Origin of the sequence: Bdellovibrio sp. HCB274 (genome assembly GCF_047306075.1) — a bacterium.
Lineage (GTDB): Bacteria > Bdellovibrionota > Bdellovibrionia > Bdellovibrionales > Bdellovibrionaceae > Bdellovibrio.
Genome location: NZ_CP178623.1, coordinates 1437040 through 1460445, shown reverse-complemented (window position 1 = coordinate 1460445; position 23406 = coordinate 1437040). Strand labels below are relative to the sequence as shown.

22 protein-coding genes are annotated in these 23406 nt (G+C 47.1%); 4 read left to right on the top strand and 18 right to left on the bottom strand.

What is annotated here, in order from left to right:
- Positions 1 to 18: 18 nt before the first annotated feature.
- Entirely contained in the window at positions 19 to 651 is a 633-nt protein-coding gene (locus ACLWNV_RS07120) for a YkvA family protein (protein ID WP_413587236.1), read from the bottom strand.
- Between the two features lie 272 nt (positions 652 to 923).
- On the opposite strand from ACLWNV_RS07120, the gene ACLWNV_RS07115 reads away from it, so the two are divergent.
- The gene (locus tag ACLWNV_RS07115) at positions 924 to 1361 is read left to right on the top strand and encodes a hypothetical protein (protein ID WP_413587235.1); all 438 of its coding nucleotides are present in this window, start codon (positions 924 to 926) and stop codon (positions 1359 to 1361) included.
- Between the two features lie 77 nt (positions 1362 to 1438).
- Here the strand turns inward: ACLWNV_RS07115 and ACLWNV_RS07110 are convergent, their stop codons facing one another.
- The 9 genes from ACLWNV_RS07110 to ACLWNV_RS07070 form a co-directional block, all read right to left on the bottom strand.
- Positions 1439 to 1873, bottom strand: a complete 435-nt coding sequence (locus ACLWNV_RS07110; RefSeq protein WP_413578282.1) for a ferritin-like domain-containing protein — start codon at positions 1871 to 1873, stop codon at positions 1439 to 1441.
- Between the two features lie 71 nt (positions 1874 to 1944).
- On the bottom strand, positions 1945 to 3351 hold the full coding sequence (locus ACLWNV_RS07105; RefSeq protein WP_413587234.1) for a sigma-54-dependent transcriptional regulator: 1407 nt from the start codon (positions 3349 to 3351) through the stop codon (positions 1945 to 1947).
- A 42-nt stretch (positions 3352 to 3393) separates the two neighbouring features.
- A complete protein-coding gene (locus ACLWNV_RS07100) occupies positions 3394 to 4971 on the bottom strand; it encodes a two-component system sensor histidine kinase NtrB (protein WP_413587233.1) in 1578 nt (525 codons plus the stop codon).
- Complete coding sequence (locus ACLWNV_RS07095; RefSeq protein WP_413587232.1) at positions 4971 to 6197, bottom strand: type II secretion system F family protein; 1227 nt, start codon at positions 6195 to 6197, stop codon at positions 4971 to 4973. Before ACLWNV_RS07095 ends, ACLWNV_RS07100 begins: the two co-directional genes overlap by 1 nt.
- On the bottom strand, positions 6198 to 7241 hold the full coding sequence (locus tag ACLWNV_RS07090; protein ID WP_413587231.1) for a twitching motility protein PilT: 1044 nt from the start codon (positions 7239 to 7241) through the stop codon (positions 6198 to 6200).
- Entirely contained in the window at positions 7241 to 8941 is a 1701-nt protein-coding gene (gene pilB, locus ACLWNV_RS07085; protein WP_413587230.1) for a type IV-A pilus assembly ATPase PilB, read from the bottom strand. Before pilB ends, ACLWNV_RS07090 begins: the two co-directional genes overlap by 1 nt.
- Before the next feature lie 46 nt (positions 8942 to 8987).
- Positions 8988 to 9317, bottom strand: a complete 330-nt coding sequence (locus ACLWNV_RS07080; protein WP_413587229.1) for a hypothetical protein — start codon at positions 9315 to 9317, stop codon at positions 8988 to 8990.
- Positions 9305 to 9820: a hypothetical protein gene (locus tag ACLWNV_RS07075; RefSeq protein WP_413587228.1), complete on the bottom strand. Its 516-nt coding sequence runs from the start codon at positions 9818 to 9820 to the stop codon at positions 9305 to 9307. Before ACLWNV_RS07075 ends, ACLWNV_RS07080 begins: the two co-directional genes overlap by 13 nt.
- Entirely contained in the window at positions 9801 to 10748 is a 948-nt protein-coding gene (locus ACLWNV_RS07070; RefSeq protein ID WP_413587227.1) for a bifunctional riboflavin kinase/FAD synthetase, read from the bottom strand. The genes ACLWNV_RS07075 and ACLWNV_RS07070 overlap by 20 nt, the downstream gene beginning before the upstream one ends.
- A gap of 72 nt (positions 10749 to 10820) precedes the next feature.
- On the opposite strand from ACLWNV_RS07070, the gene ACLWNV_RS07065 reads away from it, so the two are divergent.
- Entirely contained in the window at positions 10821 to 12698 is a 1878-nt protein-coding gene (locus tag ACLWNV_RS07065; RefSeq protein WP_413587226.1) for an ATP-binding protein, read from the top strand.
- Complete coding sequence (locus ACLWNV_RS07060; protein ID WP_413587225.1) at positions 12695 to 14107, top strand: sigma-54-dependent transcriptional regulator; 1413 nt, start codon at positions 12695 to 12697, stop codon at positions 14105 to 14107. Before ACLWNV_RS07065 ends, ACLWNV_RS07060 begins: the two co-directional genes overlap by 4 nt.
- Here the strand turns inward: ACLWNV_RS07060 and ACLWNV_RS07055 are convergent.
- Together ACLWNV_RS07055 and ACLWNV_RS07050 are read right to left on the bottom strand one after the other, a co-directional pair.
- Complete coding sequence (locus ACLWNV_RS07055; protein WP_413587224.1) at positions 14091 to 15185, bottom strand: glycosyltransferase family 9 protein; 1095 nt, start codon at positions 15183 to 15185, stop codon at positions 14091 to 14093. The genes ACLWNV_RS07060 and ACLWNV_RS07055 overlap by 17 nt on opposite strands.
- A complete protein-coding gene (locus ACLWNV_RS07050) occupies positions 15094 to 16266 on the bottom strand; it encodes a glycosyltransferase family 9 protein (RefSeq protein ID WP_413587223.1) in 1173 nt (390 codons plus the stop codon). The genes ACLWNV_RS07055 and ACLWNV_RS07050 overlap by 92 nt, the downstream gene beginning before the upstream one ends.
- A 115-nt stretch (positions 16267 to 16381) precedes the next feature.
- On the opposite strand from ACLWNV_RS07050, the gene ACLWNV_RS07045 reads away from it, so the two are divergent.
- The gene (locus ACLWNV_RS07045; RefSeq protein ID WP_413587222.1) at positions 16382 to 17509 is read left to right on the top strand and encodes a cyclic nucleotide-binding domain-containing protein; all 1128 of its coding nucleotides are present in this window, start codon (positions 16382 to 16384) and stop codon (positions 17507 to 17509) included.
- On the opposite strand, the gene ACLWNV_RS07040 is transcribed toward ACLWNV_RS07045, so the two are convergent.
- Genes ACLWNV_RS07040 through lpxA form a run of 6 tightly spaced genes read right to left on the bottom strand, consistent with a single transcriptional unit; the run spans position 17506 to position 23382 of the window.
- On the bottom strand, positions 17506 to 18621 hold the full coding sequence (locus tag ACLWNV_RS07040) for a DUF3108 domain-containing protein (RefSeq protein ID WP_413587221.1): 1116 nt from the start codon (positions 18619 to 18621) through the stop codon (positions 17506 to 17508). The genes ACLWNV_RS07045 and ACLWNV_RS07040 overlap by 4 nt on opposite strands.
- Entirely contained in the window at positions 18621 to 19502 is an 882-nt protein-coding gene (locus ACLWNV_RS07035) for a lysophospholipid acyltransferase family protein (protein WP_413587220.1), read from the bottom strand. Before ACLWNV_RS07035 ends, ACLWNV_RS07040 begins: the two co-directional genes overlap by 1 nt.
- Positions 19474 to 20490: a tetraacyldisaccharide 4'-kinase gene (gene lpxK / locus ACLWNV_RS07030; RefSeq protein ID WP_413587219.1), complete on the bottom strand. Its 1017-nt coding sequence runs from the start codon at positions 20488 to 20490 to the stop codon at positions 19474 to 19476. The genes ACLWNV_RS07035 and lpxK overlap by 29 nt, the downstream gene beginning before the upstream one ends.
- Positions 20487 to 21638 carry a lipid-A-disaccharide synthase gene (lpxB, locus tag ACLWNV_RS07025; RefSeq protein ID WP_413587218.1) on the bottom strand — a complete coding sequence of 384 codons (1152 nt, stop codon included), beginning with the start codon at positions 21636 to 21638 and terminating at the stop codon, positions 20487 to 20489. The genes lpxK and lpxB overlap by 4 nt, the downstream gene beginning before the upstream one ends.
- Positions 21639 to 22565: a Gfo/Idh/MocA family protein gene (locus ACLWNV_RS07020; protein ID WP_413587217.1), complete on the bottom strand. Its 927-nt coding sequence runs from the start codon at positions 22563 to 22565 to the stop codon at positions 21639 to 21641.
- A complete protein-coding gene (gene lpxA, locus ACLWNV_RS07015) occupies positions 22555 to 23382 on the bottom strand; it encodes an acyl-ACP--UDP-N-acetylglucosamine O-acyltransferase (RefSeq protein WP_413587216.1) in 828 nt (275 codons plus the stop codon). The genes ACLWNV_RS07020 and lpxA overlap by 11 nt, the downstream gene beginning before the upstream one ends.
- Positions 23383 to 23406: the final 24 nt, after the last annotated feature.

Here is a 23406-nt window from a genome sequence, read left to right as displayed (position 1 = left end):
GAGATGCTTTTTTTAGGCTTAGCCTTTTAGGTTTTTAATTCGCAGGTAGTGATCCACCGCAATCGAAAGGATTGCGAAATCATCCAGAAGACCCACCCCTGGGACCGAGTCCGGGATAAAGTCGAATGGAAACACCAGATAGTAAAGCGCTCCAACAGCAACATATTTTGAAGTCTTTTGGATTTCGCCGTCCTTAAGGACGCTCCACAGAGTCATCACCTTTTCACGGATGCTTGGACTTTTCTTTTCCAGGGCTTGCAAAGTCGTTTCATTGTTTTGAACATACGTCAGACTGTCATCACGCTGACCCAGACGAAGGCATAGGTCCATCAAACCATCTTCGTTGGCTTCCGACTGCTCGAATTGAGCTGCCTGCAAATCCATCATCATAAATGAATTGTTGGCAAACAGGGATTGGGAAAACTCGTAAGCTTCCTTCACGCTTTCGTGATCCTTGTCGATGACTCCGTCTTTAACCATGCTCAAAATGCCTTGGTAGATATTCGTGTCATATTGGGCTGGAACTCTGACAGTTCCCCCTTTTTTCAACCAACGACGAAGAGTCATGTTGGACACTTGAAAATAGACGGCCAATTTTTCAGGGCTCAATCCGGTATCTTTACTGATTTTGCTTATTTGGCTGATTTTCATAAAACTATGGTATCACAGTGTTTATTACATTTAAAGTTCGACTTCGTTGCCACTTTGGGCCGAAAAGCTGACGGCCAATCGCATAAAAAGCGTTCCGCATCTTAAATATCGCCCTCAGCTCGCGCTCAATGATTCTCAAGCACCTCTCGACCTGACCAGACCGAGTTGATTCCAAGCGCCAAAACGACCTGCATCTCATTGTTGCACCTAAAATAAATAAAATGGTTTTCCCAATAAACCCTGCTATATCAAGCATCTACAAGGGAGAGTTTATGAAGTTACTTACAGCCATTGCAACGTTGATTGCATCCATTACTTTAAGTTTTTCCGCATCTGCACAGGTTCCATTGGCACCTTCGTCACCAAAGGCAGGAGAGCTTAGCGCCATCGTTTGTTCGGAAAAATCCCCGGCTCTTTGCGCACAACTTCTATATAAAACAGATGTCTCTTCCGAAACCGAAGGTCAGTTCCAGGTTTTGATTCAGGGTTTCGATGGTCTTGCGATCACTAACTTTAAGGCCGACCTGTGGATGCAAATGGGTCATCACGGTCATGGATCTTCCCCGCTTGATATCGTGGAAAATGCCAACGGCGTTTACCTTGTTACAAATGCCTGGTTCGTGATGCGTGGAAAATGGGATGTGCGCCTTGATTTCGTTATCAATGGCCAGGCAGAGCACTTGGAAATCCCGGTTTACGTTGCTCAATAAAACTGAAAGTAACACGTTAGAAAACGCAAAAAGCCAGGATCACTCCTGGCTTTTTTATTTAAAAATCCATTAAGAATTTAGTGATTTACATCCAACATCTTACGAACTTCTTCAACGTGCTCCGTCTCCAGACGGATCTGACCACGCACTAATTCCTCCAAAGCCACATCGTCACCAACGTGCTTTAAAAGATCTTTATATTTCGCTAAAGCTTTCAATTCAAAATCCAGGCTCTCTGCCAAAATATCCAAAACTTTATGTGTATTGGTTTCTGGAACCGGGGATACTTTCAACGAAGGATGGCCGCCATAAGCGGTGATCTTTTCACCGATCATCGAAGCGTGGGCGTAGCCCTCGTTCGCTTGATCGTGGAACCACTTAACGATGGGAATACGATTAGGGCCTTTGATCATCAAGGCGTAATGCAGATAACGAATGACCGCCGAAATTTCCATTTCGATGATTTCATTCAACAACTCGACGATTTTCTTTTTATCTTCCTGCACTGTCATCTGGTGCCTCCTTTAAACCCTTAAAATGAAGAAAGCCCCGTGGGGGGCTTTCTTGTCACTTTGAGAAGTGATTATTCGTCATCAAGCTCGTCGTCACCCACGACGCCGAGATTGTATTTCTCAATGCGATAACGCATTGAACGGAAAGAAATGTGAAGCAACTTGGCTGCTCTTTTCTTCACGCCACCCGCGGAATGAATCGCCTTGATCAAAAGTTCCTTTTCAATTTGGCCCATGACTTTATCCAAGTCAACCCCGTCATCTCCCATCTCAATTTCATTGGAAGACGCCATCTTGCGGCCCGAATTTGTATTTACCATCGGTGGCAGGGACTCAGGCAGAATCGTTGCTCCACCTTCCAAAGCCACTGTGCGCTCGATCATATTTTCAAGCTCACGCACGTTACCCGGGTAATCGTACTTTTTCAAAATTTCCATCGCCTCAGCACTGATCGCGCCGATATTTTTATTCAAACGCTCATTGTACTTTTTAAGGAAATGGTTCGCCAGCAAAGGGACGTCTTCACGACGCTCGCGCAAGCCTGGAGTTTTGATATTGATTACGTTCAAACGATAGAACAAATCCTGACGGAATGTTCCTTTAGCCACCATCTCTTCAAGATTTCTGTTGGTCGCAGCGATGATACGCACGTCCACTTTCATATCTTCAGTAGCACCCACGCGGCGAACCACGCGTTCCTGAATAGCACGTAGTAATTTTACCTGGATTGTCAGGGGCAATTCACCCACTTCATCCAGGAATAATGTACCGCCATCAGCCACTTCAAAAAGACCGGCTTTATCAGCCACAGCTCCGGTAAAGGAACCTTTCTTATGACCGAACATTTCTGATTCCATCAGATTTTCAGGAATGGCACCGCAGTTTACAGTTACAAAAGGACGATCTTTCAAAGGACCGTTATAGTGAATTGCTTTCGCTACAACCTCTTTACCTGTACCCGACTCCCCTGTGATCAAAACGTTTGTTGGCGTTTGTGATACACGTTTTACCATGTCGAAGATCGCGTGCATCGCTGGAGAGTTACCAACCATGCTTTGGAAAGAGTATTCTTTCGTCAGCTCTTTTTTGAGAGTTCTGTTTTCAACTTCCAAATTGCGCGAACGAAGCGCATTTTGAATGTTCAAACGAACTTCATCGATTTTGAACGGTTTCGTCAAATAATCGTAGGCACCCATCTTCATCGCTTCAACGGCCGTTTCCGTTGTACCGAAGGCAGTGATCAACATGAACACTGTGTCTGGATAAGATTCTTTAACGTGTTTAAGAAGCTCAATACCTGTTACATGAGGCATCTGCAAATCGGAGATGATCATGTCGAATGATTTTTTCGTAAGAAGGTCTTTCGCTTTTTGGCCGTCTTCAGCCAAAGTGATCTCATAGCCTTCTTTTTTCAGCATGATCTCTAGAAATTCGCGTATTGATTCTTCGTCGTCGACAACAAGAATTCTCGGCTTCATGTATCTCGCTCCCACATCCTGTGAATATATAACATCTATTCTTTAGTTTGCTTTAGGGAAAGTCAAAATAAACTCTGTCCCTACACCCTGCTCGCTCTCGACAAATATCTGCGCCCCATGGCCTTCCAGAATTTTGTGAGTCACAGCTAGACCAAGGCCTGTGCCTTTGGGCTTCGTCGTATGAAAAGGCTCAAACATTTTCTTGCGGGTAGCTTCACTCATGCCACACCCTGTATCGCGCAAACTGATCACGATCGATTTATCATTTGCGACAGCTTTCACGATCATCTGAGGTTTACTTGAATCCTGCATCGCCTGATAAGAATTAAGCACGATGTTCAGGAAGACCTGCTTAAGCTTATCACGATGACCCAAAATTTTCAGTCCAGGAACGACTTCACGGATCTGCTCAACATCGGCGCGAACCTTACCGTCTGTTTTTATGGCATCCAGAACTTCATTCAGCAAAAACGCCATATCCACCGCATCTGTCGGCGGCTTTTCAGGGCGCGCGTAATCCAAAAACTCAGTGATCAGATTATTCAGACGATCAATTTCACGAAGTACGATTTTCATAAGCTTACGATCATCGTCGTTCGTCACTGTTTGTGTCAGCATTTCGATACTGCCGCTGATACCCGCCAAAGGATTGCGTATCTCATGGGCAATCCCCGCTGCCAATCCACCGACCGCTGCGAGCTTTTCATTCTGGCGTGCTGCAAATTCAAGCTGACGAATGCGGGTTAAATCATCAACCAGGGCAATCGAAAGAGGCTGCTGCAAATCCGGGCTGAAAACTTTAGTAATCGTCACACCCAGGATTTTTGCCCCTTGTTCAGCACTTTCGACGTACTTTAAATCGCCTCTGAAATTGTCAGAGGACTTTTCAGTTTCTGGAAACAAACCATACCAGTTGATCTCTGAGGGCTGGGATTTCCCCAGAATTTCCAAAGCCGAATTATTTGCGGTTAACACCTGGCCATCAGCGGTAAAAGAAAGCATCCCTGAGGGAATGTTCTCCATCACAAAATTATTTAATTCCTGAGCGGAACGCAGGCTTAAACCGGTTTGCTTTAATTCTTTACCGACGGATTGAAGCTGCTCACTCAGGAAGCCAGCCAATCCCGCCACAGAAAAGAAGGCGATATTATTCAGTGCCAACAGGAAAAAGAAATTCAGCGCTTTCATCTCGGGCGAAAACAATGCCGCCGTGGTGAAAGTGATACTGGTGAATAATGCCAGAGTTAAAGCACCCACTCCACGGCACGCAATCCCCGCCAGCAGAATATTTACCAGATGCAAAAACAGCAACAGGGATTGATTCAATCCGAAATAGTAAATCAACAGGGAAATGAAGACAGAATCCAGAACAAAGCCAAGGAACAAAGCCCGTGGATTTTGTAAGAGCTGATCCCACTCCGCGATCCACACGATGTGCAGCCCCAAAGCCAATGTCAGCACCAGATAAAAAGGTGCCTGCACCGACCAGTTTACAAAGCTCCCTTGAGTCATTGTGGAAATCACACTGACCAGGAGAACAATGACAAAAAGACTGACGCGAGCGAACTCGACGGTCAGTCCCTGTTTTTTAGAATTCTGAAGGGCGTAACTTAAGCGCATTATCCCCCGCCGACAACGTCTGCCATAGAGAAGATTGGAAGATACATGGCAATAACCAGGATCGCGATAATACCGCCCAGGAATACCATCATTAACGGCTCAAGCAATGAAGTCATCGCTTTAACGGCTGTTTCAACTTCATCCTCATAGAAATCGGCAATTTTACCCAGCATGATATCCATAGTACCGGACTGCTCACCGATGGAAATCATCTGCACCACCATCTCAGGAAAAACTTTTTCTTTCCCCAAAGGAGCCGCAAAAGTACGACCCTCGGTGACTGATGTTTTACAACGAAGCAGGGCTTGTTCGATCACGATATTTCCGGCGGTTTTTGCGGAGATATCAATGGCCTCAATCAAACCCACACCCGATGAAAGCAGCGTGGAAAGTGTACGGGTCAAACGCGCAATCGCGGATTTTTGAATAACCTCACCAAATACCGGAACATTGAAAAACAAACGGTCCATGGTGTCGCGGCCCTCGTCGGTGCGGTAGTACTGAAGGATCGCAAACGGAACCCCGACTACACCGGCAACGTACAAATACCACTGATGGATCATGGAGTTTGAAAGCGCGATCACGGCCTGAGTCAGAGCCGGTGGTTCTTTACCAGCGGAGTTAAAGAACTCCATAAATTTTGGAAGGATGAAAACCAGGATACCGGTGATAACCGCAAACGCGACCACCATGATAACCGCCGGATAAACCAGCGCACCTTTGACCTGACTTTTCAGTTTTTCAGATTTCTCCATGTAAAGAGCCAGACGATTTAAGATACCATCCAGGATACCGGCTTCTTCACCCGCCTGAATCATATTCACGTAAAGCTTATCAAATACCAAGGGCACTTGTGCCATGGAGTCCGCCAGACGACGACCGCTTTCGATGGAAGTCTTAACCTGCCCCGCCGCACTTCTCAGTGGACCGGGACGCAGACCTTCAGAAAGAATTTTTAAACAATCCACGACCGGAATACCGGCGTTGATAAGTGTTGCAAACTGACGCGTGAAAATCTGCAAGTCCTTACCCTTGACTCGCCCACCGAACATCGGCTGCGAAGCACCGGCTTTTTTCGCTCCAGATCTTGCCACCACCACAAGTTTCGTAGGCATTAACTGTTGAGCGCGCAAGCGAATGATCGCTTCCTGCTGACTCCCAGCTTCGATTTCCCCCGAAACAATTCCTCCGGTCGCGGCCTTGGCCTGATACTGGAACTTGGCCATCTAGATGCCCACCTTTTTTAGGAGTTGATCTAGATTGTCTGGATCACGGGAAGTTTCAAATGCAGTTTTCAAATCCACACGACGGCGGATCAAATGCTGCAACAAAGATTGATTCAAAGTCAAAATACCGGAATTTTCAGGAGCTGTTGTCAGAACTGAATGCAAGGCAGTCATTTCCTGACGTTCGATAAATTCACGAATCTGTGGTTTTACCAATAGCAACTCGTGAGCAAAAACACGGTCATTCCCCAGGCCCGGCATAGCATACTGCCCAAGTCCCATCGAAAATACCTCTGCAAATCGTGAAGACCCGTGCTGACCGAAACGATCCGTCATCACAGAAAGACAACGGCGTAGTGCATTCATCAAAGATGGAGCCCGCATGGAGTAAATAACAAAAACACCGCGTTCTGCCAAAGCCATCGCTTCAAGGAAGCTGCTGTCGTCAGAAGCGCCGTCGTAAACCACAACATCAACACCATTTAAAAAGCTATCGCGCTCGTCCTTAGTGGCGAAAATTCCGTTGTGATACAAAAAGCAGGATTTAGCTTCACGCATTTGCGGAAACGGACGGGTTGAAAACACCACACCCATGAACGACTTTTCCTCGCCCATTTTCTGCATGGTTTTATATAGAGTTCCCGTTTGACCGGATTCACCCGCCCCAGAAACGATAACCAAACCCTTCATGCGCAGGCAGGTTTCCATATAGCTGCCAGGCAGAGGCATATCAAATCTTGAACCATCCAGATCCAGATCAATGATCGCCTTCATCGTGCTTTCATGCTGAAAGAATGAAAAACCAATGCGCATGTTCTCAAGAGCCGTTTCGCCCACCACGGCACCCGTGGTTTCAAGCATCGTTTTCTGATGATCATCCAGGAAGCTTTGCTGCAGAAGTTTCCACTCTGTCATCAACCCTGGAGAGCTGCGCAAACTTTCCCAACCTGTCGTGCTGCGCGCGCGCGGCTCGCTGCCAACGACAAATAAAAATTCCTGGGATTTCTTAGCCTTCGCTTGCATTAACAATTCTGTTAAACTCATTATGTGTCCTTCACAGATGCATTCAAGACTTCTTCAATTGTTGTCTGGCCTCTTTTAAGCTTTAACAATGCGGAACGACGAAGTGTTTTCATCCCCTGCTCACGAGCCAGGAAACGAAGTTGTCCCGTGGAAGCGCCCTTTAGGATCGCCTCTTTCATTTTCTCGGTCATCGCCAGCAATTCATAAACTGCCAGACGACCTTTGATGCCGGAGTTGTTGCAGTTCGAACAACCCTTACCACGCATCAATTTGTAATCACCCACTTCATTTTGTGGCACACCCAGATTTATCAATGTCTGAGCCGGAACTTCGATTGGCTGTTTGCACGATTCGCAGTTCTTACCCACCAGACGTTGCGCCACCACTAAGTTCACGCACGAAGTGATAATATAGTTTGCCACACCCATTTCAGTCAGACGAACCACGGTACCCGGGGCATCATTGGTATGCAGTGTACTTACAACCAAGTGACCTGTGGAGGCCGCTTTAAAGGCGATCTCTGCCGTTTCAAGGTCACGAATCTCCCCCACCATAACGATATCCGGGTCCTGACGAAGAAAAGATTTCAAGGCACTGGAAAAATTCAAATCAATATCAGGATTCATTTGAACCTGATTGATACCTTCCAGATTGAACTCCACCGGATCTTCCGCTGTGGAGATATTCACGTCCGGTTTATTTAACTCGGCCAGGGCAGAATAAATTGTCGTGGTTTTACCGGAACCCGTTGGACCGGTGATCAAAACCATTCCCTGTGGCAGATTGATCATGGATTTAAAGAGTTTCAAATCGTCCTCTTCAAAACCAAGCTTTGTCATGTCCAGTTGAAGATTGGATTTATCAAGCAAACGCAAAACGACTTTTTCGCCCCAGATTGTTGGCAGAACGCTGACACGGAAATCCATCTCGCGGCCTTTTTTGGTACGAACTTTCAAACGACCATCCTGAGGACGGCGTTTTTCCGCGATGTCGAGCTTGGACATGATCTTGATACGCGAAGCGATCGCGGCACCCGTTCCTTGCGGCGGCTGCGTGGCTTCAATCAAATTACCGTCGATACGAAAGCGTACGCGATATCTTTTTTCATAAGGCTCAAAATGGATATCAGATACTTTCTTGATGATTGCATCACCCAGAATCTGATTCACGAATTTTACGATCGGCGCTTCATCCCCACCCGCATCGGAGTCGATGATTTCGGCCGTGGAAGAAGAGGCGTACTCCTCCTCCATGCTTTCCGCAATGGTATTAAGGTTTTTAACGTTGATGTTACCGCCGTAGTATCTTTCAATACTGGCAGCAATAGCGGTTTCCGTCGCAACCACCGCCTGAATTTTACAGCGGGTGATGAAGCGCAAGTCCTCTTTAACCATGATGTTGCTGGGATCGGCAAAGGCGACAACCAGCGTGGATCCCGCTTTTTGCAACGGAATCAACTGATTACGATCACAGACATCTCTTGGAATTAATTGTAAAACCGTGGAATCAATTTCAAATGACGAGACCTCAACACCTGGAACGGCAAAGTGCTTTTCCATGGCGCGAAGAATTTGAGTTTCTTTAAGAAAACCCAACTGCGTGATGACACCAGTCAATCGCGCAGTGCCGGATTTCTTTTGCTCTTCAACAGCATGAGCAAGCTGATCCGGTTTGAGCAGACCCTGCTTAACTAATATTTCACCAATCTTGAAAGAAGACATTGTGGCTCCCCGATATAACTTTATACCAGGGTGCCGTTTTTTGTAACTAGACGGAAGAAGAGTTTTCCGTTTGGAACTGATCGATCCAGTCTGATAACTCAGCAGGCGTCACAAGTTCAGATTGTTTGAGCTTTTCAAAAACTGTCTCGACCAAAGCCCGAAGCATATTTTTAGGGAACAGCGTCTTAAGCTCTGCCTGCTTGGCTTCTTCCATAAGTTCGCTTTGTAAGTTTCCAAGGTGACAGTCAAAGGCGTACCCGCCATTGGTCATAAAGTTGAAATAAGACAAATCCGTCAGTAGTTCACTGTCGGGCCGCAACTGGACGGTGTTAATGATTAAACTCGCACTGATCGCCTGAATGGTCAGTTCTTCCACAGCCAGCACTGTAAATTTGATTCCCAGATTTCCCCGGGACAGAATGCGGGCTTCCCGATGCAGATGAGTGATGTTTCCCCCATCAAATAGATTTCGCGAAAACCCAGCTCCGTACAAACTGCCGCCGCAATTCGAAGGCACTCGCCCTCACCCACAATAAATGCAGGCATGCGAATATCCAGATCACGGGCCTCTTCCACCAATATTTTACGAAGAGCTTCATAGAACAGCAAACGCGGATACCACTTGTCGCCTTCTGGCAGACTTAAATCAAAACATTCAAGCATGCGCACCTGCGCCGGCAAAATCTGCAATGAAGGATACAACGCGCGCGCCTGTTCGAAAGAAAACAGCGCGGCATCGGCACCTTTCAGTAATTCTTCAGCGTAGGCGGGATGCTGCTCAAGCTCCAATAGACCCGGGCGTTTGCCTGCGGCAAACTGCAAGAAACGAAACAGAGTGCTGGGATCTCCCTCGCGGAACTCAAGAATTTTTTTGCTCATCAAAATACTTTCGGGCCGCTGTCATGTCGGCGGAAATTTGCTGCTTTAATGTATCGATTCCGGAAAATTTCATTTCGTCGCGCAGAAAGTGCAACAACTCCACTTCGACTTCCACCCCATAAAGCTGGGCATCCATATCAAAGATATGGCTTTCAATTTTCACAGGACCCGGCTTGCCATCTTCCTGGAAAGTGGGATTCACACCGATGTTGGTGATCGAAGGATGATTGTGACCGTTGATGCGCGTGTAAGTAAAGTAAACACCCTTGCGCGGAACAAACTCCACATCCGGATGCACGTTGGCAGTTGGAACCCCAATCGTGCGGCCGCGCTGAAAACCTTTTTCCACGTTGCCGCGCAGATAATAGCGTCGACCTAAAAGCTGTGCCGCCTTTTCGATTTCACCCGCCTGCAAAGCTTCACGAATGCGTGTGGAGGAAACCACCTGACCATTCAACTGAAATGGCGGAATCACGATCAGGCGAATTCCGTGCTGTGCACAGAACCCTTCAAGAAACGATATGTTGCCAGTGCGGTTCGCTCCGAAATTAAAGTCATGTCCCACGACCAGGGTTTTCGGATTAAGATTCTTCATCACAAAGTTTTGCAGAAAATCCTGCGCCGAAACCTGGGCAAATTCACGGGTGAAATTTTCGATAATCACGCAGTCAATCCCACCGGCAGCGAAGCGTTCCTGCTGATCCCGCAGGTCGAACATTCTTTGCGTTTGTCGCTCGGGAAAAAGCACTTTTACCGGATGAGGATGGAAAGTATACACGACCGCAGGGACACCATAGTGCTGAGCCTCGCGAGTAACCGTTTCAATCAGTTGCTGATGTCCCAGATGAACACCGTCAAAATTGCCAATTGTGACGACAGAAGACTCTATAACCGAGTCCATCTGTCCGACGCCTTGATAGATATGCATATTTTTCAATATACCTGTTTCCGCGCTCGGCGGTAAGGGCTTTTAATAGTTGATATTTTTAATAAATTTGCTATGTTGCAACGCGTGCAAAAAGGCTCCTTTCAACAGTATTTAAATCGCGTTTTACACCGCAGCGAGGTCCTGCTGAGGTACTTCCTGCGCCAACGTGGTTTTTTACTTCGCTGCCTGCTGTGCTGGGCGATTGGTTGCCTGGCTCTTTCCACTGACGAGGTCACGTCCTATGACCAGCGCTTCAAACTTCGCGGCGATCAAAAGGTCTCCTCCCAAATTGTTTTAATCACCATCCGTCAGTCTGACTTTACCGGGGTCTACACCAAGCATTCCTCGTTGATGGATTTGGATGAAGCGACCGACATCACCGACAGCTATTTCTGGAACAAACGCATCTGGAATCAGTTACTGGCAAAAATTCTGAAACAAAATCCCAAAGCCGTGGGCGTGACTTTGTACTTTGGCGATAACATTGGCGATGTTCATTTGAATTCGGCAGAGCTTGGTAACTTCATGGACCCCCGTGTGTTCTGGTCAACGACCACGAACAGCCTGGAGCGGGTTCTGACACCCGCCTTCAGCAACCGCGATCACACAAACTTGGGGGCTAACGAACTTCGCCGTGACGAGGATGGATTGGTGCGCCGGGTTTTCCCGCAACGCGCGGACATGCCTCATTTGGTAGAAAAAATCACCGGCAAAACTTTTCCGACCAGTCTTGCGGGACTTCCGATCAATTTCCGCGGTTCCATTTACAACTTCACCCAATACGGACTTTCCGAAATTCTGTATGACGAACTTCCGGCAGACGCTTTTGCTGGCAAAATCATTTTGATTGGTGCAGAGACCTCGGCTACTCCGGTTTACCTGACTCCACTGGGAACTTTGACCCGCACAGAGATCATGGCTCACATCGCTGACACTTTGTTGGGGAACCGCTGGATTCAGCGTCTGGATTTCTGGTGGTACGCGCTGGGCTTTTTGTTTCTGATGGGCTTTGCGATTTTTATTATTACGACTTATCCGCAGTCCGTGGCTTTGTTCTTTGTTCTGTGGATCGCAACCCTGCTGGCGGCACTTTCAGCCTGGGTCTTTGATAGTTTCTATTTCTGGTCACCCGCTTTTGCGCCGTTTGTGTTGCTGGCAGCAACCTGGACGATTTTTATCGGATATCAGGCCACCAAGATCGAACGCAAAAACTTTGCCCTGCAGCAGGAACAACAATACCTGGCAGAGCTGGAACAGCTTAAAAACAATTTCGTCAGCCTGATTTCCCACGACCTGAAAACTCCGATCGCTAAAATTCAGGCCATTGTGGACCGCCTGCTGACACAAAATCAGGATCAGGAGCTGCAGATGGATTTGAAATCCCTGCGCACCTTTGGTGACGAACTGAATCGCTATATCCAGTCGATTCTTAAAGTTCTGCGCATTGAATCCCGTGAATTCAAAATCAACAAAGACGCCGCCGACATTAACGAAGTGATCGAGGAAGCCCTTATCACGCTGCGACCGCTCGCTGCGGAAAAAGGTATTCGAATTTCCACTCATCTGGAACCGATGTTCTCGGTGGAGTTTGACCCGACGTTGATCAAAGAAGTTATCATCAATCTGATTGAAAACGCCATCAAGTATACGCCCGCGCAAGGATTGATCGAAGTGACTTCATCTGAAACTGAAGCCGATATCAAAGTCGAAGTCAAAGATACCGGAGACGGTATCAAGCCCGAGGATCTGGACAAGGTCTGGGGCAAATTCACTCGCGGGAGTGATCAGGATTTAAAAACAAAAGGAACGGGCTTGGGCCTGTATCTGGTAAAATATTTTATTGAACTTCATGGCGGCAAGGTCGCGATGGATAGCAAATGGGGACACGGCACAACCGTTTCCTTCACTCTGCCACTGGAATCTGAAGATGTGATCGAGGAGATGTTATGATCAATCAACTAAGCACACTGATCGTTGACGATGAAGCGGAACTGCGCCGCTCAGTCATTTCCATTCTAAAATCCACGATGCCGGAAATCGAGTTTACGATTGATGAAGCCTCCACAGGTAAGGAAGCTTTGGAAAAAGTGAAGCAACAATCCTGGGATCTGGTCTTGATGGACGTTAAGATGCCAGAGATGAATGGCCTTGAAGCCCTGACAGCGATCAAGGAGCATGACCCACGTACTTTCGTGGTGTTGATGACTGCCCACTCGAATCTTCATGATGCGGTTTTGGCGATCAAAGAAGGCGCATACGACTACGTTGAAAAACCGGTCAATCCGCAAACCCTCACTGAAATCATCCGCAAATGTCAGGAAGCCCGCGATCTGGTTTCAAGCCTTGCATTGTCCAATCCGATTTTTGACGACGATATCGAATCTGAATTTGTGGGTTCTTCCCAGAAAATGAAAGAAGTCTTTAATCTGATCTATCGCCTGTGCAAAGTCGACACCACAGTTTTGATTCGTGGTGAAAACGGTACCGGTAAAGAGCTGGTCGCACGCGCGATTCATTTCAACTCCCCTCGTAAATCGGGAAGCTTTGTGGCGATCAACTGCGGTGCGATTCCTGAAAGCCTGATGGAAAGCGAATTATTCGGTCACGAAAAAGGGGCCTTCACCGGCGCCATTGAGCGTAAAATCGGTAAATTCCAAATGGCCAACAACGGCACTTTGTTCCTGGATGAAATCGGTGAACTTCGCCCGGATATGCAGGTAAAACTTTTGCGTGTGCTTCAGGAAAAGAAATTCACTCCTGTGGGCAGTAACCGCGAAGTAAAAACCAACACACGCATTATTGCAGCGACCAACCGCAATCTGGAAAAGATGATGGCCGATGGTACATTCCGTGAGGACTTGTTCTATCGCTTAAACGTGATGCCGATCTTCCTTCCACCATTGCGCGAGCGCACGGATGACATCCACGCTTTGGCTCAGCACTTTATTAAAAAATTCGCCCGCCAGCATGGTCGCACGATCAGCGGCATTGCGAATGAAGCTTTGGATATGCTCAAGTCCTATCGCTGGCCGGGCAACATCCGTGAACTTGAAAACGTGATTGAACGTGCGTTTATCGTCGAGAATTCGCAAAACATCACTTTGGATTCTTTGCCTGAAAATCTGAAACTTGCCCCTAAGGAGTCTTCAGAAAAAACGGCTAATGTTGGCTACTCGGGTCCTCTGGATTTCGATGCTTTCAAAGAAGGCATGGAAAAAGAATTTATCGTCAGTGCTTTAAAAGCCAATCAAGGGCGCATCAATCAAACGGTGGCTCAGGCCAATATTCCCAAGAATACTTTGCTGCGTAAGATCCGTAAATACGGCATCAATGTTAAGGACTTTACGAGCGAAGAATAAATTCCGCTTTGTCGACCACCTGCTCTGCTGGCAGGTGAGTCATGCAGACATGGGTTTTAATCGGACACACTTTATGCCCGTGTTTCCCGCAAGGGCGGCACGGCAGATTTTCCTTCTGCGCAATATATGAATCCGCTGACCACGGTCGGAATCCAAATCTTAAAACAGTCGGACCAAAAACCGCGATCAACGGCGTTTCACACGCAGCAGCCATATGAGAGGCGGCACTGTCGTTACCCACCAATAAGCGCGCGCGGGCTATAATCTGTGTTGATTCTAAAATAGAAGTCTTACCGGCGATGCAGATAGAGCCGGGAATTGCTTCCATCACTTCCTGCGCCAGAGCTTCCTCGCCCGGTCCACCCATTACGTAAACTTGATAGCCTTGTGACTGTAAAGACATTCCCGTCTGTACAAAGCCTTCCTTCGTCCAACGTTTGGTGGCCCACACGGATCCCGGAAACATCAATACTCCCCGGTTCTCGCTCAGACCTTTCAGGTCATAGCGGGATTCAAGGTTTTTATAAACATCCAAGCACTTCAAAATCTCTTCACGAACACTCATAGAGGCCCACTGAGGAGGTGCTGGAAGTTTACCGCGGAAATCGGTTTCAAAAGGTCTTTGGGTGGATTGATAAGATGATAGCTGCTCTGCCAGTTTACTATCCACGTTTTGCAGCAAGCTCATCTGGCGCATCGGATCCGGCAACTGCATGGGCTTTTTAACTGTCTGAGAAAATGCCAGAAAGCTAAAGAACTTTTTAAATCCGATTTTATGCTGCGCTTTGATTTTTCTGCAAAAGAAAATCGTGCGCGTCGATTCATGGGGAGAAAGCAGATAGTTGACCTGATGCTGGGCGATGCCTGACAAAGCCTGATTGTAGGATTCCGCATCCCCTTTTTTAATTTCAAAGACGTGATCAACAAGATGGGTTTTAAGAAAGAAATCGCCGAAACCCTTACGGCACACCAACCCAAGTTGGTGATCAGGCCAAATCTGACGACAACGCTTCAGAAGCGGAATTGCCAGCAGCAAGTCCCCCAGAAAGGCTGTTTGTACGACAAGATTCAACGGCATGAACGATCTCCTGCAAAGACACCTGATCGTAGCACATTATGCTTTTTTCACAAGCTCTCTTCCAGCACGGGCTGCAGGGGCTTTTAGTTAGAACAAAGACTCCACGGTCGTATAAATCAATTTCATGAGCACAGGTTGGGCCAAACCACGCGACCACTTGCTTGCCCTGGGAAATCGCCATATGCATTCCCAAGCTATCCCCTGTCACCACCACATCACAGGCTGCCACACTGATCAGCCCATCGCGCAGGCCACTTTCCGTGGCTGAAGAGATAACTGACAAACCCTGGGATATCTGCAAGTTTCGCTCGGTGTCTTCGGGGCCGCCCAAAAGCACCACTTGCGCATCGGGATAACGACTTTGCAAAGAGGTGATCATCAAACGGTGAAATTCCACTGTGAGTTTTTTTGCTGAAATCACATTGCTGCAACCGGTATTAAAACCCAAAACCCACTTCTTGCCATTCGCCAAAAACTGATTTCTGCGCGTTTGCAAGCGTAGCTGTTCGACCGCGGTCAGCGGTAGCCAATAAGCATCTCGTTGGAATGGTCCCAACTCCAGGGCTTCCACCATGAGTTGAGTTTCAGGTTTTTTATTAACGAAAAATTTCTGGTGATTATCAAGTCCCAGCTGCCAAAGCTCCTCCGCTGCCGGAGTTGCAGGCATGATGGCGCCGTTACGGGAATTGGCGGTAAAGCCATAGACCTGATCCACTTGGGTGTGTTGAAGAATACCAACTGCCTTAAGAGATTTATCAATCACGAAGGCCACGTCAAATTCCAAAGGTCCTAGCTGCAGGAGGTCTGATTCCTTACTGGTCAAAACCCGATCGATGCCGGGATGATTTTGTAAGAGTAAGTGAGCTGGTGCATCTGTCACCCAGGTCAGCATTGATGAAGGATACTTGCGTTTAATTGCTTTTAACAGACTGGTACTGCGAACCACGGCGCCCAAGGCGCCCAAATGAATTATAAGTATTGAGACTTTTGGAATATCCAAAGAGGCACATTCAGAGTCACAGCTCTGACTTTTGGAACAGGGTTTATATCCGGAAAAGTGCCGGCAATTCATTTGCGCCATAGCAATATTGTAGAGTATCAGCCCTGAAGGTTAGACTGCGACGGAGTCTGGCTTTAGATATTCAGGACCTTGGGCGCGGCAAAAAAAGCCCGACTTTGACCGATAAGTAAGGTGCATGAAGATCGAACGCGAAATTATCCAGCTTAAGCCTTTTAAAACCATGAAACACTCTCAGGGTGGCACTCTGACGTTGTCTTCAGGTTTGGGTAGTTTTGAACTGAATGCTTTGCAGTTTTCTTATCTGGAAGTGCTAAAAACCGGAGTCTCTATTGAGGGCCTGGTTCAATTTTTTCTGGGACAAGGATGGCTTGTCAGTTTTCGTGAGCTCTACAGTCTGCTGCAGTTTTTGGTTCACGAGCGTCTGATTTCAAATCAAAACATCATCGACTACTTTAAGCAGGTCAACTCCGATGATTCTCCCCTGGTATTTAGTTCCATTGATGTGATGAATGGAAAGCAGGTTAAACCTGATCCTTCCACTCTGCCCTTTTTCCGTTCCCTGGAACCAGCGTTGGCAAATTACCTTTTACAAAAATCGACGGTGTTTTCCGTGCCCCCGAATATTCGCATCACTCACTCGGGCCAAAACAGCCGGGATCTTTTCGTTTTGTTAAAAGGTCAGGCCTCGATATACAAAGTGATTTCAGAAACACGCCGTCAACTTGTTGCGACTCTTGGAGCAGGAGCGCTTTTTGGAGAGCGCGGATTTTTACTGAATCAACCCCGCAATGCCGATGTCATCACCAGCGGTCCTTCAGAGGTACTGCGCGTGCATCATCTGCCTGAGTATGACAATCTGATAAAGTCTGATAAGGCCCAAGCCCTGCAACATCGCTTCTGGGTGATGCAGGCGCTTCTCTCCTCACCATTTTTTAAAGACATCCCGACAGACAGTCTGGATGCTTTGATCTTTACCGGTCGCCTGGTGCAAGCTCCGGCACATCAGGTGCTGTTTCAGGAAGGCCATGCGGGAAATACCTGTTACATCATTATTCAAGGCTCCGTCGTGATCAGCCAAAAGGGACAAGCCATCAATGTCCTGAATCAGGGAACTTGCTTTGGTGAGATCTCGTTATTGATTTCAGGGGGCGTTAGAACCGCAACCGTGACCACACAAAGGGACACGGTGCTTTTGGAAATTGGTCAAAACGCTTTTTATAAAATGCTCGCGCAGAATCTGGTTCTGGCAAAAGTCATCGAAACCGTTGCCGCCGCCCGCATCGCCCGAGATCAAAAAGGCTAAGGTGCTTTTCCAGGTTTGATTGAAACGACTTCGGAAACCAGAGTTCCGATTTTAATTTTTGCTTCAATTCTTAGAATGTATTTATGTTCGTCATCGGAAAGCCAGATCAGGTTTTCACCGATAGGTTTGAATTTCCCCTTCAAAGTAATGTTTGGCTGGATAACGATGGCCTTCATCGGTCCCAACTCGGTATCCAAAACTTCCTTGCGAATAGCTTTACCCGAGAACACCAAATTTTCCTTATCGTTGGATACGCGGAAAGCGTACTCTTTACCGACTTCCCATTGGAACATACGCATATAGTAAATCGCGCTGTACACGTTTTGCGCGTACTCTTCGATCTCCCACTGCTCCCGCTTTTCTTCCTCGCCGTCTTTTTTGGTCACTTTCTTTTCCCAGTAAGTGGCCATTTTCTTGACGTTATCAAAAAGCATTTTCGCTTCACGAAGCTGACCCGATTCCTTCACATGAAGTTCAAAAACCGTCGGCACGACATCGGCGTAATCCATGAAGATATCAACGTTGTCTTCAACTGTGTAAACAGAAGCGAATAAAGAAATCGTTTTGATTGCGATATTGTGTTTGTAAGAGCTGCGCCCATTCACTGTCGCCATCGGCAGAGTGCTGAATACCAACTCGCCCGCTGACATTTTAAAATAGGAAACGTCATGTTTAACCACTTCGCCTACACGGAAAGGGTCCACCAAAGGGCGGCGTCCGTCAAAGCCCGCATCGTCTTCAAGTTCAGGCTGACGACGAACCGGGGTGGCTGCCACTTTCTTGCCTTTTTCAGCTTTTGCTTTAGCTTCGGGTTTTGTAGCAACCGGTTTCTTTTCGGCCTTCGCTGATTTTGCAGGTTTCGCAGCCGTAGTTGCAGCGGTAGTTCCCGGGACTTTTTTATCAACGTTTACTGAGGGCTTTGCTTCCGCTGGCGCAGAAGCAGCTTCAGTCGCTTCTGCCGGTGGAGCGGGTGGCTCTTCGATTTTTACTGCCTTTTCGAACTCGTCGATAGTTCCAAGTTTATCGGCTTTATCGTACTTCAAAAATGAAGTCGAACACGCCGACAACAAAGACAATGCGAAAAGACCTGCTGCAATCGAAAGTTTACCCACTAAAAATCCTTCCACCTTCTATGAACCCACATCCACTGCTCTGGATGCTTCCTGACAATCTGCTCAAGCTTATCTGTAAAAGACTGAGTGATGTTAGCAATACTCTGGTCTTTATCTTCAACGATGAAAGGGCTCAAGTCCATAGCTGGCTCAATAACCACATGAACTTTCCCGTCATCGCCTTCATAGGTATAAATTGGCAGAACCGGTGCTTTGGTTTTTTGTGCAAACAAAGCCAGACCATAGGCCGTGCCTGTGCGTTTCCCAAAGAAGGTTGTCGCCACACCGAAGGGTTTCCCCATGTACTGATCCAATACAAATACCAGTCCTTCATTGCGCTTTAGCGCTTTCAGGATTTCAAAGGCGTTATTCGGGCCATGGGCCTCGATGTACTTCACACCTTGTGCTCCACGCACGGAAAACCACAGGTCATTAAACCATTTGTTTTTAAAACTTTTGGAAATGATGTGAATCTTTTGACCGATCACACTTAAAGCATTGGCGCCCAAGTCCCCGTTACCCAGATGCAGGGTCAGGTAGAAAAAGCCTTTACCGTTGGCGATGGCCTTTTCGTGATTTTCAAGTCCCTCGAAAACCACGTTCTTAGCGACCCATTCCCGGGTCATATTGGGAATAAAAAAGAATTCGCCGAAATTATAGCCCAGCTGGTAAACGGACTCGCGCCCCACTTTTTTACGTTGAGCTTCGGTCCATTCGGGAAAAGCGATTTTAAGATTGTTGAGTACGATCTTTTTTCGAAAACCAAAAACATCCCACCACAAAAATCCAAGCCAGGACCCGGAAAGGCGCTGTACTCTTCGAGGCAGGATACTGCTAAAAAAGATGCCGATCTTAGTTAAAAAGCTGGCCAATAATTTCATGCAGACGTCCTTTGCTTCCAAACTCCGTCACCTGCAAATTGGTGCTCCAAAGCTTTTCGGGCTCCGGCAACAGACGGCGCAACTTCACGGCATCCTTGGAAGTTGTCACAAGATAATCAGCACCTGATTTCTTAAAGTCATTCCAGATCTTTTGTGCATCGGCCTCAGTGTACTGATGATGATCACGGTAATGCTGACTCTTTTTACAAATCTCTCCATAGGAGCGCATCATTTTTTCAAACACATCCGGTCTGGCGATCGCCGACACCAGATATAAACACTGCCCTTTCAACACATCTGTTGAAACAGTTTCAGTTCCATTATTTAGATCAACAATGTCATAACCAAAATAAAGAATTTCCTTACCTGGAGGCAGATGATCCTGCACAACCTTCAGACTGTTCTCATCCGCCAGGTTGCACTTCGTAAACAGAATTATATCCGCTCGTTGTAGACCTTCCCAGGACTCACGGGCGCGTCCCTCTGGGACTACCTGATAGTTACTCCAGGGTTCAGTTGCATCCAAAATCACGATATTCAAATCACGATGCAGTTTACGGTGTTGAAAACCATCATCGACCACGATCACGTCAAACGGACCATAGTTCTTCGTGGAATACTCCGCCGTTTGCCATTTGCTATCACCGACAAAGACAGTGACGTCGGGATTGGCCTGCGCCAAAAGAACCGGCTCATCGCCATAGTAACGGGCGGCATGCGGATGGGTCACATCCACGCGAACAGAAGCCGAAGCATCTGCACGGTAGGAACGACTGACGACGGCGACCTTTTTATGGTCACCGACCAACGATTTTAAACAGTAATCGGTGATGGGCGTTTTACCCGTTCCACCGACCGTTAGGTTTCCAATACTGATCACTTTCATCGGAGGTTTGTAAGCCCCTAATAATCCGCGATCGTAAAGCGAGTTTTTAAACCCGACGATACGATCATATAGAAATGAAAGTGGTTTCAATAAAGGTTTCATAGAGTCAGATACTCATCCAATGATTTTACCACGCGTGAAGTGGCGCCTTTATCACCGAGGTATGAACGCAAAGATGCCAGATCTTTTTTAACTTCGGCAGTGTAGGCTGGTTCTTTGATATAGCGCTCAAGCAGAGCTGCCATATTTTCTGCAGTGACGTCCCCTTGGAAACGTTCTGGAACCGCTTCTTTATTCAAAATCAAATTCACCAAACCAAAGAACTTGGTTCCACGTACAAAGATTCGGGCAAACACACCGGTTAACCACTTCATTTTATACATGATAACCATAGGCTTCTGTAAAAGCCCTACTTGCAACGTCGCCGTTCCTGACGCCACTACCATCATATCCACCAGATGAATCATACGAAATGGTTCATCTTTTAACAGGATGTATGGCAGACGGAAGTCCTCGAGATAATCCTGCATTTTTTCTTTGCTGAAGGTCGGTGCAGTCAAAATCACGATTTTCAGATTGCTGTATTTTTTCGATAAAATTCGCGCGGCATCCAGTTGAATCTGAAAATGCTGTTTCAGTTCAAGTCTGCGGCTGCCTGGCATTAGACCCAGAACAATTTCGTCGTCACGAATGCCGACTTGATTGCGATGGGTTTTTAAATAAGCTGCATCATCAATCAGGCGCTCATCCAACTCATCCAACAACGGATGACCCACGAAATCCACCGGAACTCCGTGCTCTTCATAGAACGGAACCTCGAAAGGAAACAGGACGAAAACTTTTTTGCAGTATTTTTTAATCGTCTTAACCCGGCCCTTACGCCAAGCCCAGACTTGCGGAGAAATATAGTAAACCACCGGAATTCCCAACGCGTGCAGTTTTTTTGCAAGCATCAGGTTGAATTCGGGATAGTCCATCACGACGGCCACTTTAGGGCGACGCTTTTCAGCCTCGCTCACAAGGCTGTCAAAGACGCCTTTTAGCAGACTGTAGGAATTGATAATTTCCGCAGCCCCTACAACTGCCATTTCTTCGGATTTACCCAGGCGTTCAAAGCCCAGGTTTTCCATGTCCTGACTGCCGACGCCGAAAGCATGGATTTTTCTTCCCTGCTTTTTCCAGGTCTCAAGAATTCTTTGAGCGTATGTCACACTGGAGGCCTCGGCGGCCACGAACAACACTTGATCCATTTATTTACCAATCATCTTTTGAATGTCTTCGATGGCGCGCAAAGCTTTCAATCCATCCAGACCTGTTACCACAGGGGTTTTGTCGTTCAAAACAGCATCGATAAACGCGTCTGTCTCTTTTTGCAAAGCATCGGCTTTTTCAACGGTCCACTTGGTGATCTTGGTTAATTCATCACCGCCCGGACCTTTTTCAACTTTTTCAAGTTCATGAATGCCGGTGTTCGCAAAAATAGTGCAATCATCCTGCACCACGCGGATCGAGCGTTGACCCACCGGCGATACACGGCTGACCGTGATGATACCGTGAATGCCGTTTTTCATTTTAAAGGAAATAGACGCCGTATCCAGCTCTGGCGAAATCAATTTCGTACCGGAAGCGATCATCGATTCAACTTCACTGCCTGTCAGCCAGAACAGCAAATCCATATCGTGGATAGCCAGATCATGCAGTACGCTGACGTCAGCACCGCGGGCCTTGTAAGGCGCCGTTCTGATAAGTTCAATCGTACTGACATTCTTCATGTGTTTTTTAAGTTCATTCACGGAAGGATTGAATCTTTCGATGTGTCCCACCGCCAATTTTACTTTGTGCTTTTCAGCCAGCGCCAGCAATTCCTCGGCTTGAGGAACTGTTGCCGTGATCGGTTTTTCCACGTTCACGTGAACACCGTTTTGCAGGAAAAGCTTTGCCACTTCATAGTGGCTTTGCGTGCTGGCTGCGATCGTCACCAAATCCACCTGACCGATCAGATCCTGTGGACGGTGGAAACTTTTAACTCCCAACTCAGCAGCGATTTTATCTGCCTGAGCCGGAAAGTGATCACACACCCCTACCAATTCCACATGGGAATTGTTTTTATATTTTTGAGCATGGAAGTTACCCAGGTAACCGACGCCGATAACGGCGGCACGCAATTTATTGCTCATCTTCTTGCCAGCCTTTAGGACTTCTGTCGACCGCGATACCGCGCTTAGAAGAACGGATAAAGTTAATGAAGTACTCGATGTTCGGGCTCATTGTGCACTCTTCTTGAATGCGTTTGATGCCTTCTTCTACAGTGTGAGAACCCATGATGATGATACGAATTGCTTTATGCACGTTCGTCACTTCGTCACGTGGGTAACCTTTACGCGCAAGACCGATTTTATTGGTCGCACGAATAGTCGCGTAAGTTCCCTGAGCACGGCAGAACGGGATGATATCTTTATTAACGATACTGCTGCCCGCGATGAAAGCCATCTTGCCGACTTTCGTGAACTGATTTAGGGCACTCATACCACCCACGAACACACCGTCAGCAATTTCACAGTGACCACCCAAGTGGGTGTTGTTCGCCAGAATAACGTTATTACCAAGTTTGCAATCATGTCCCACGTGAGTGTAAGCCATGAAGTACCCGTTATCCCCGATTTCAGTTTTCTTGTCGCCCTTGGAGGTCGCAAGATTCACTGTCGTGAATTCACGGAACATATTGTTATTACCAATAATCAAAGATGTGGGCTCATTCTTATAGGAAATATCCTGAGGAGCTCCACCAATAACTGCACCTGGGCAGAAGTGGTTGTTTGCGCCGATATCCAGAATACCGTAACGCGAACCCAGTGTGACGTGACCTTCTACAATGGTGCCCTTGCCGATTTTTACTTTACCTTGAATAAGGCAATAAGGTCCGATTTCGACATCATCGCCGATCTCGACATCTGGGGAAACAACACTGGAAGGATGAATTTTATAATTTGCCATGGATAGATATCCTAATTTTAACTG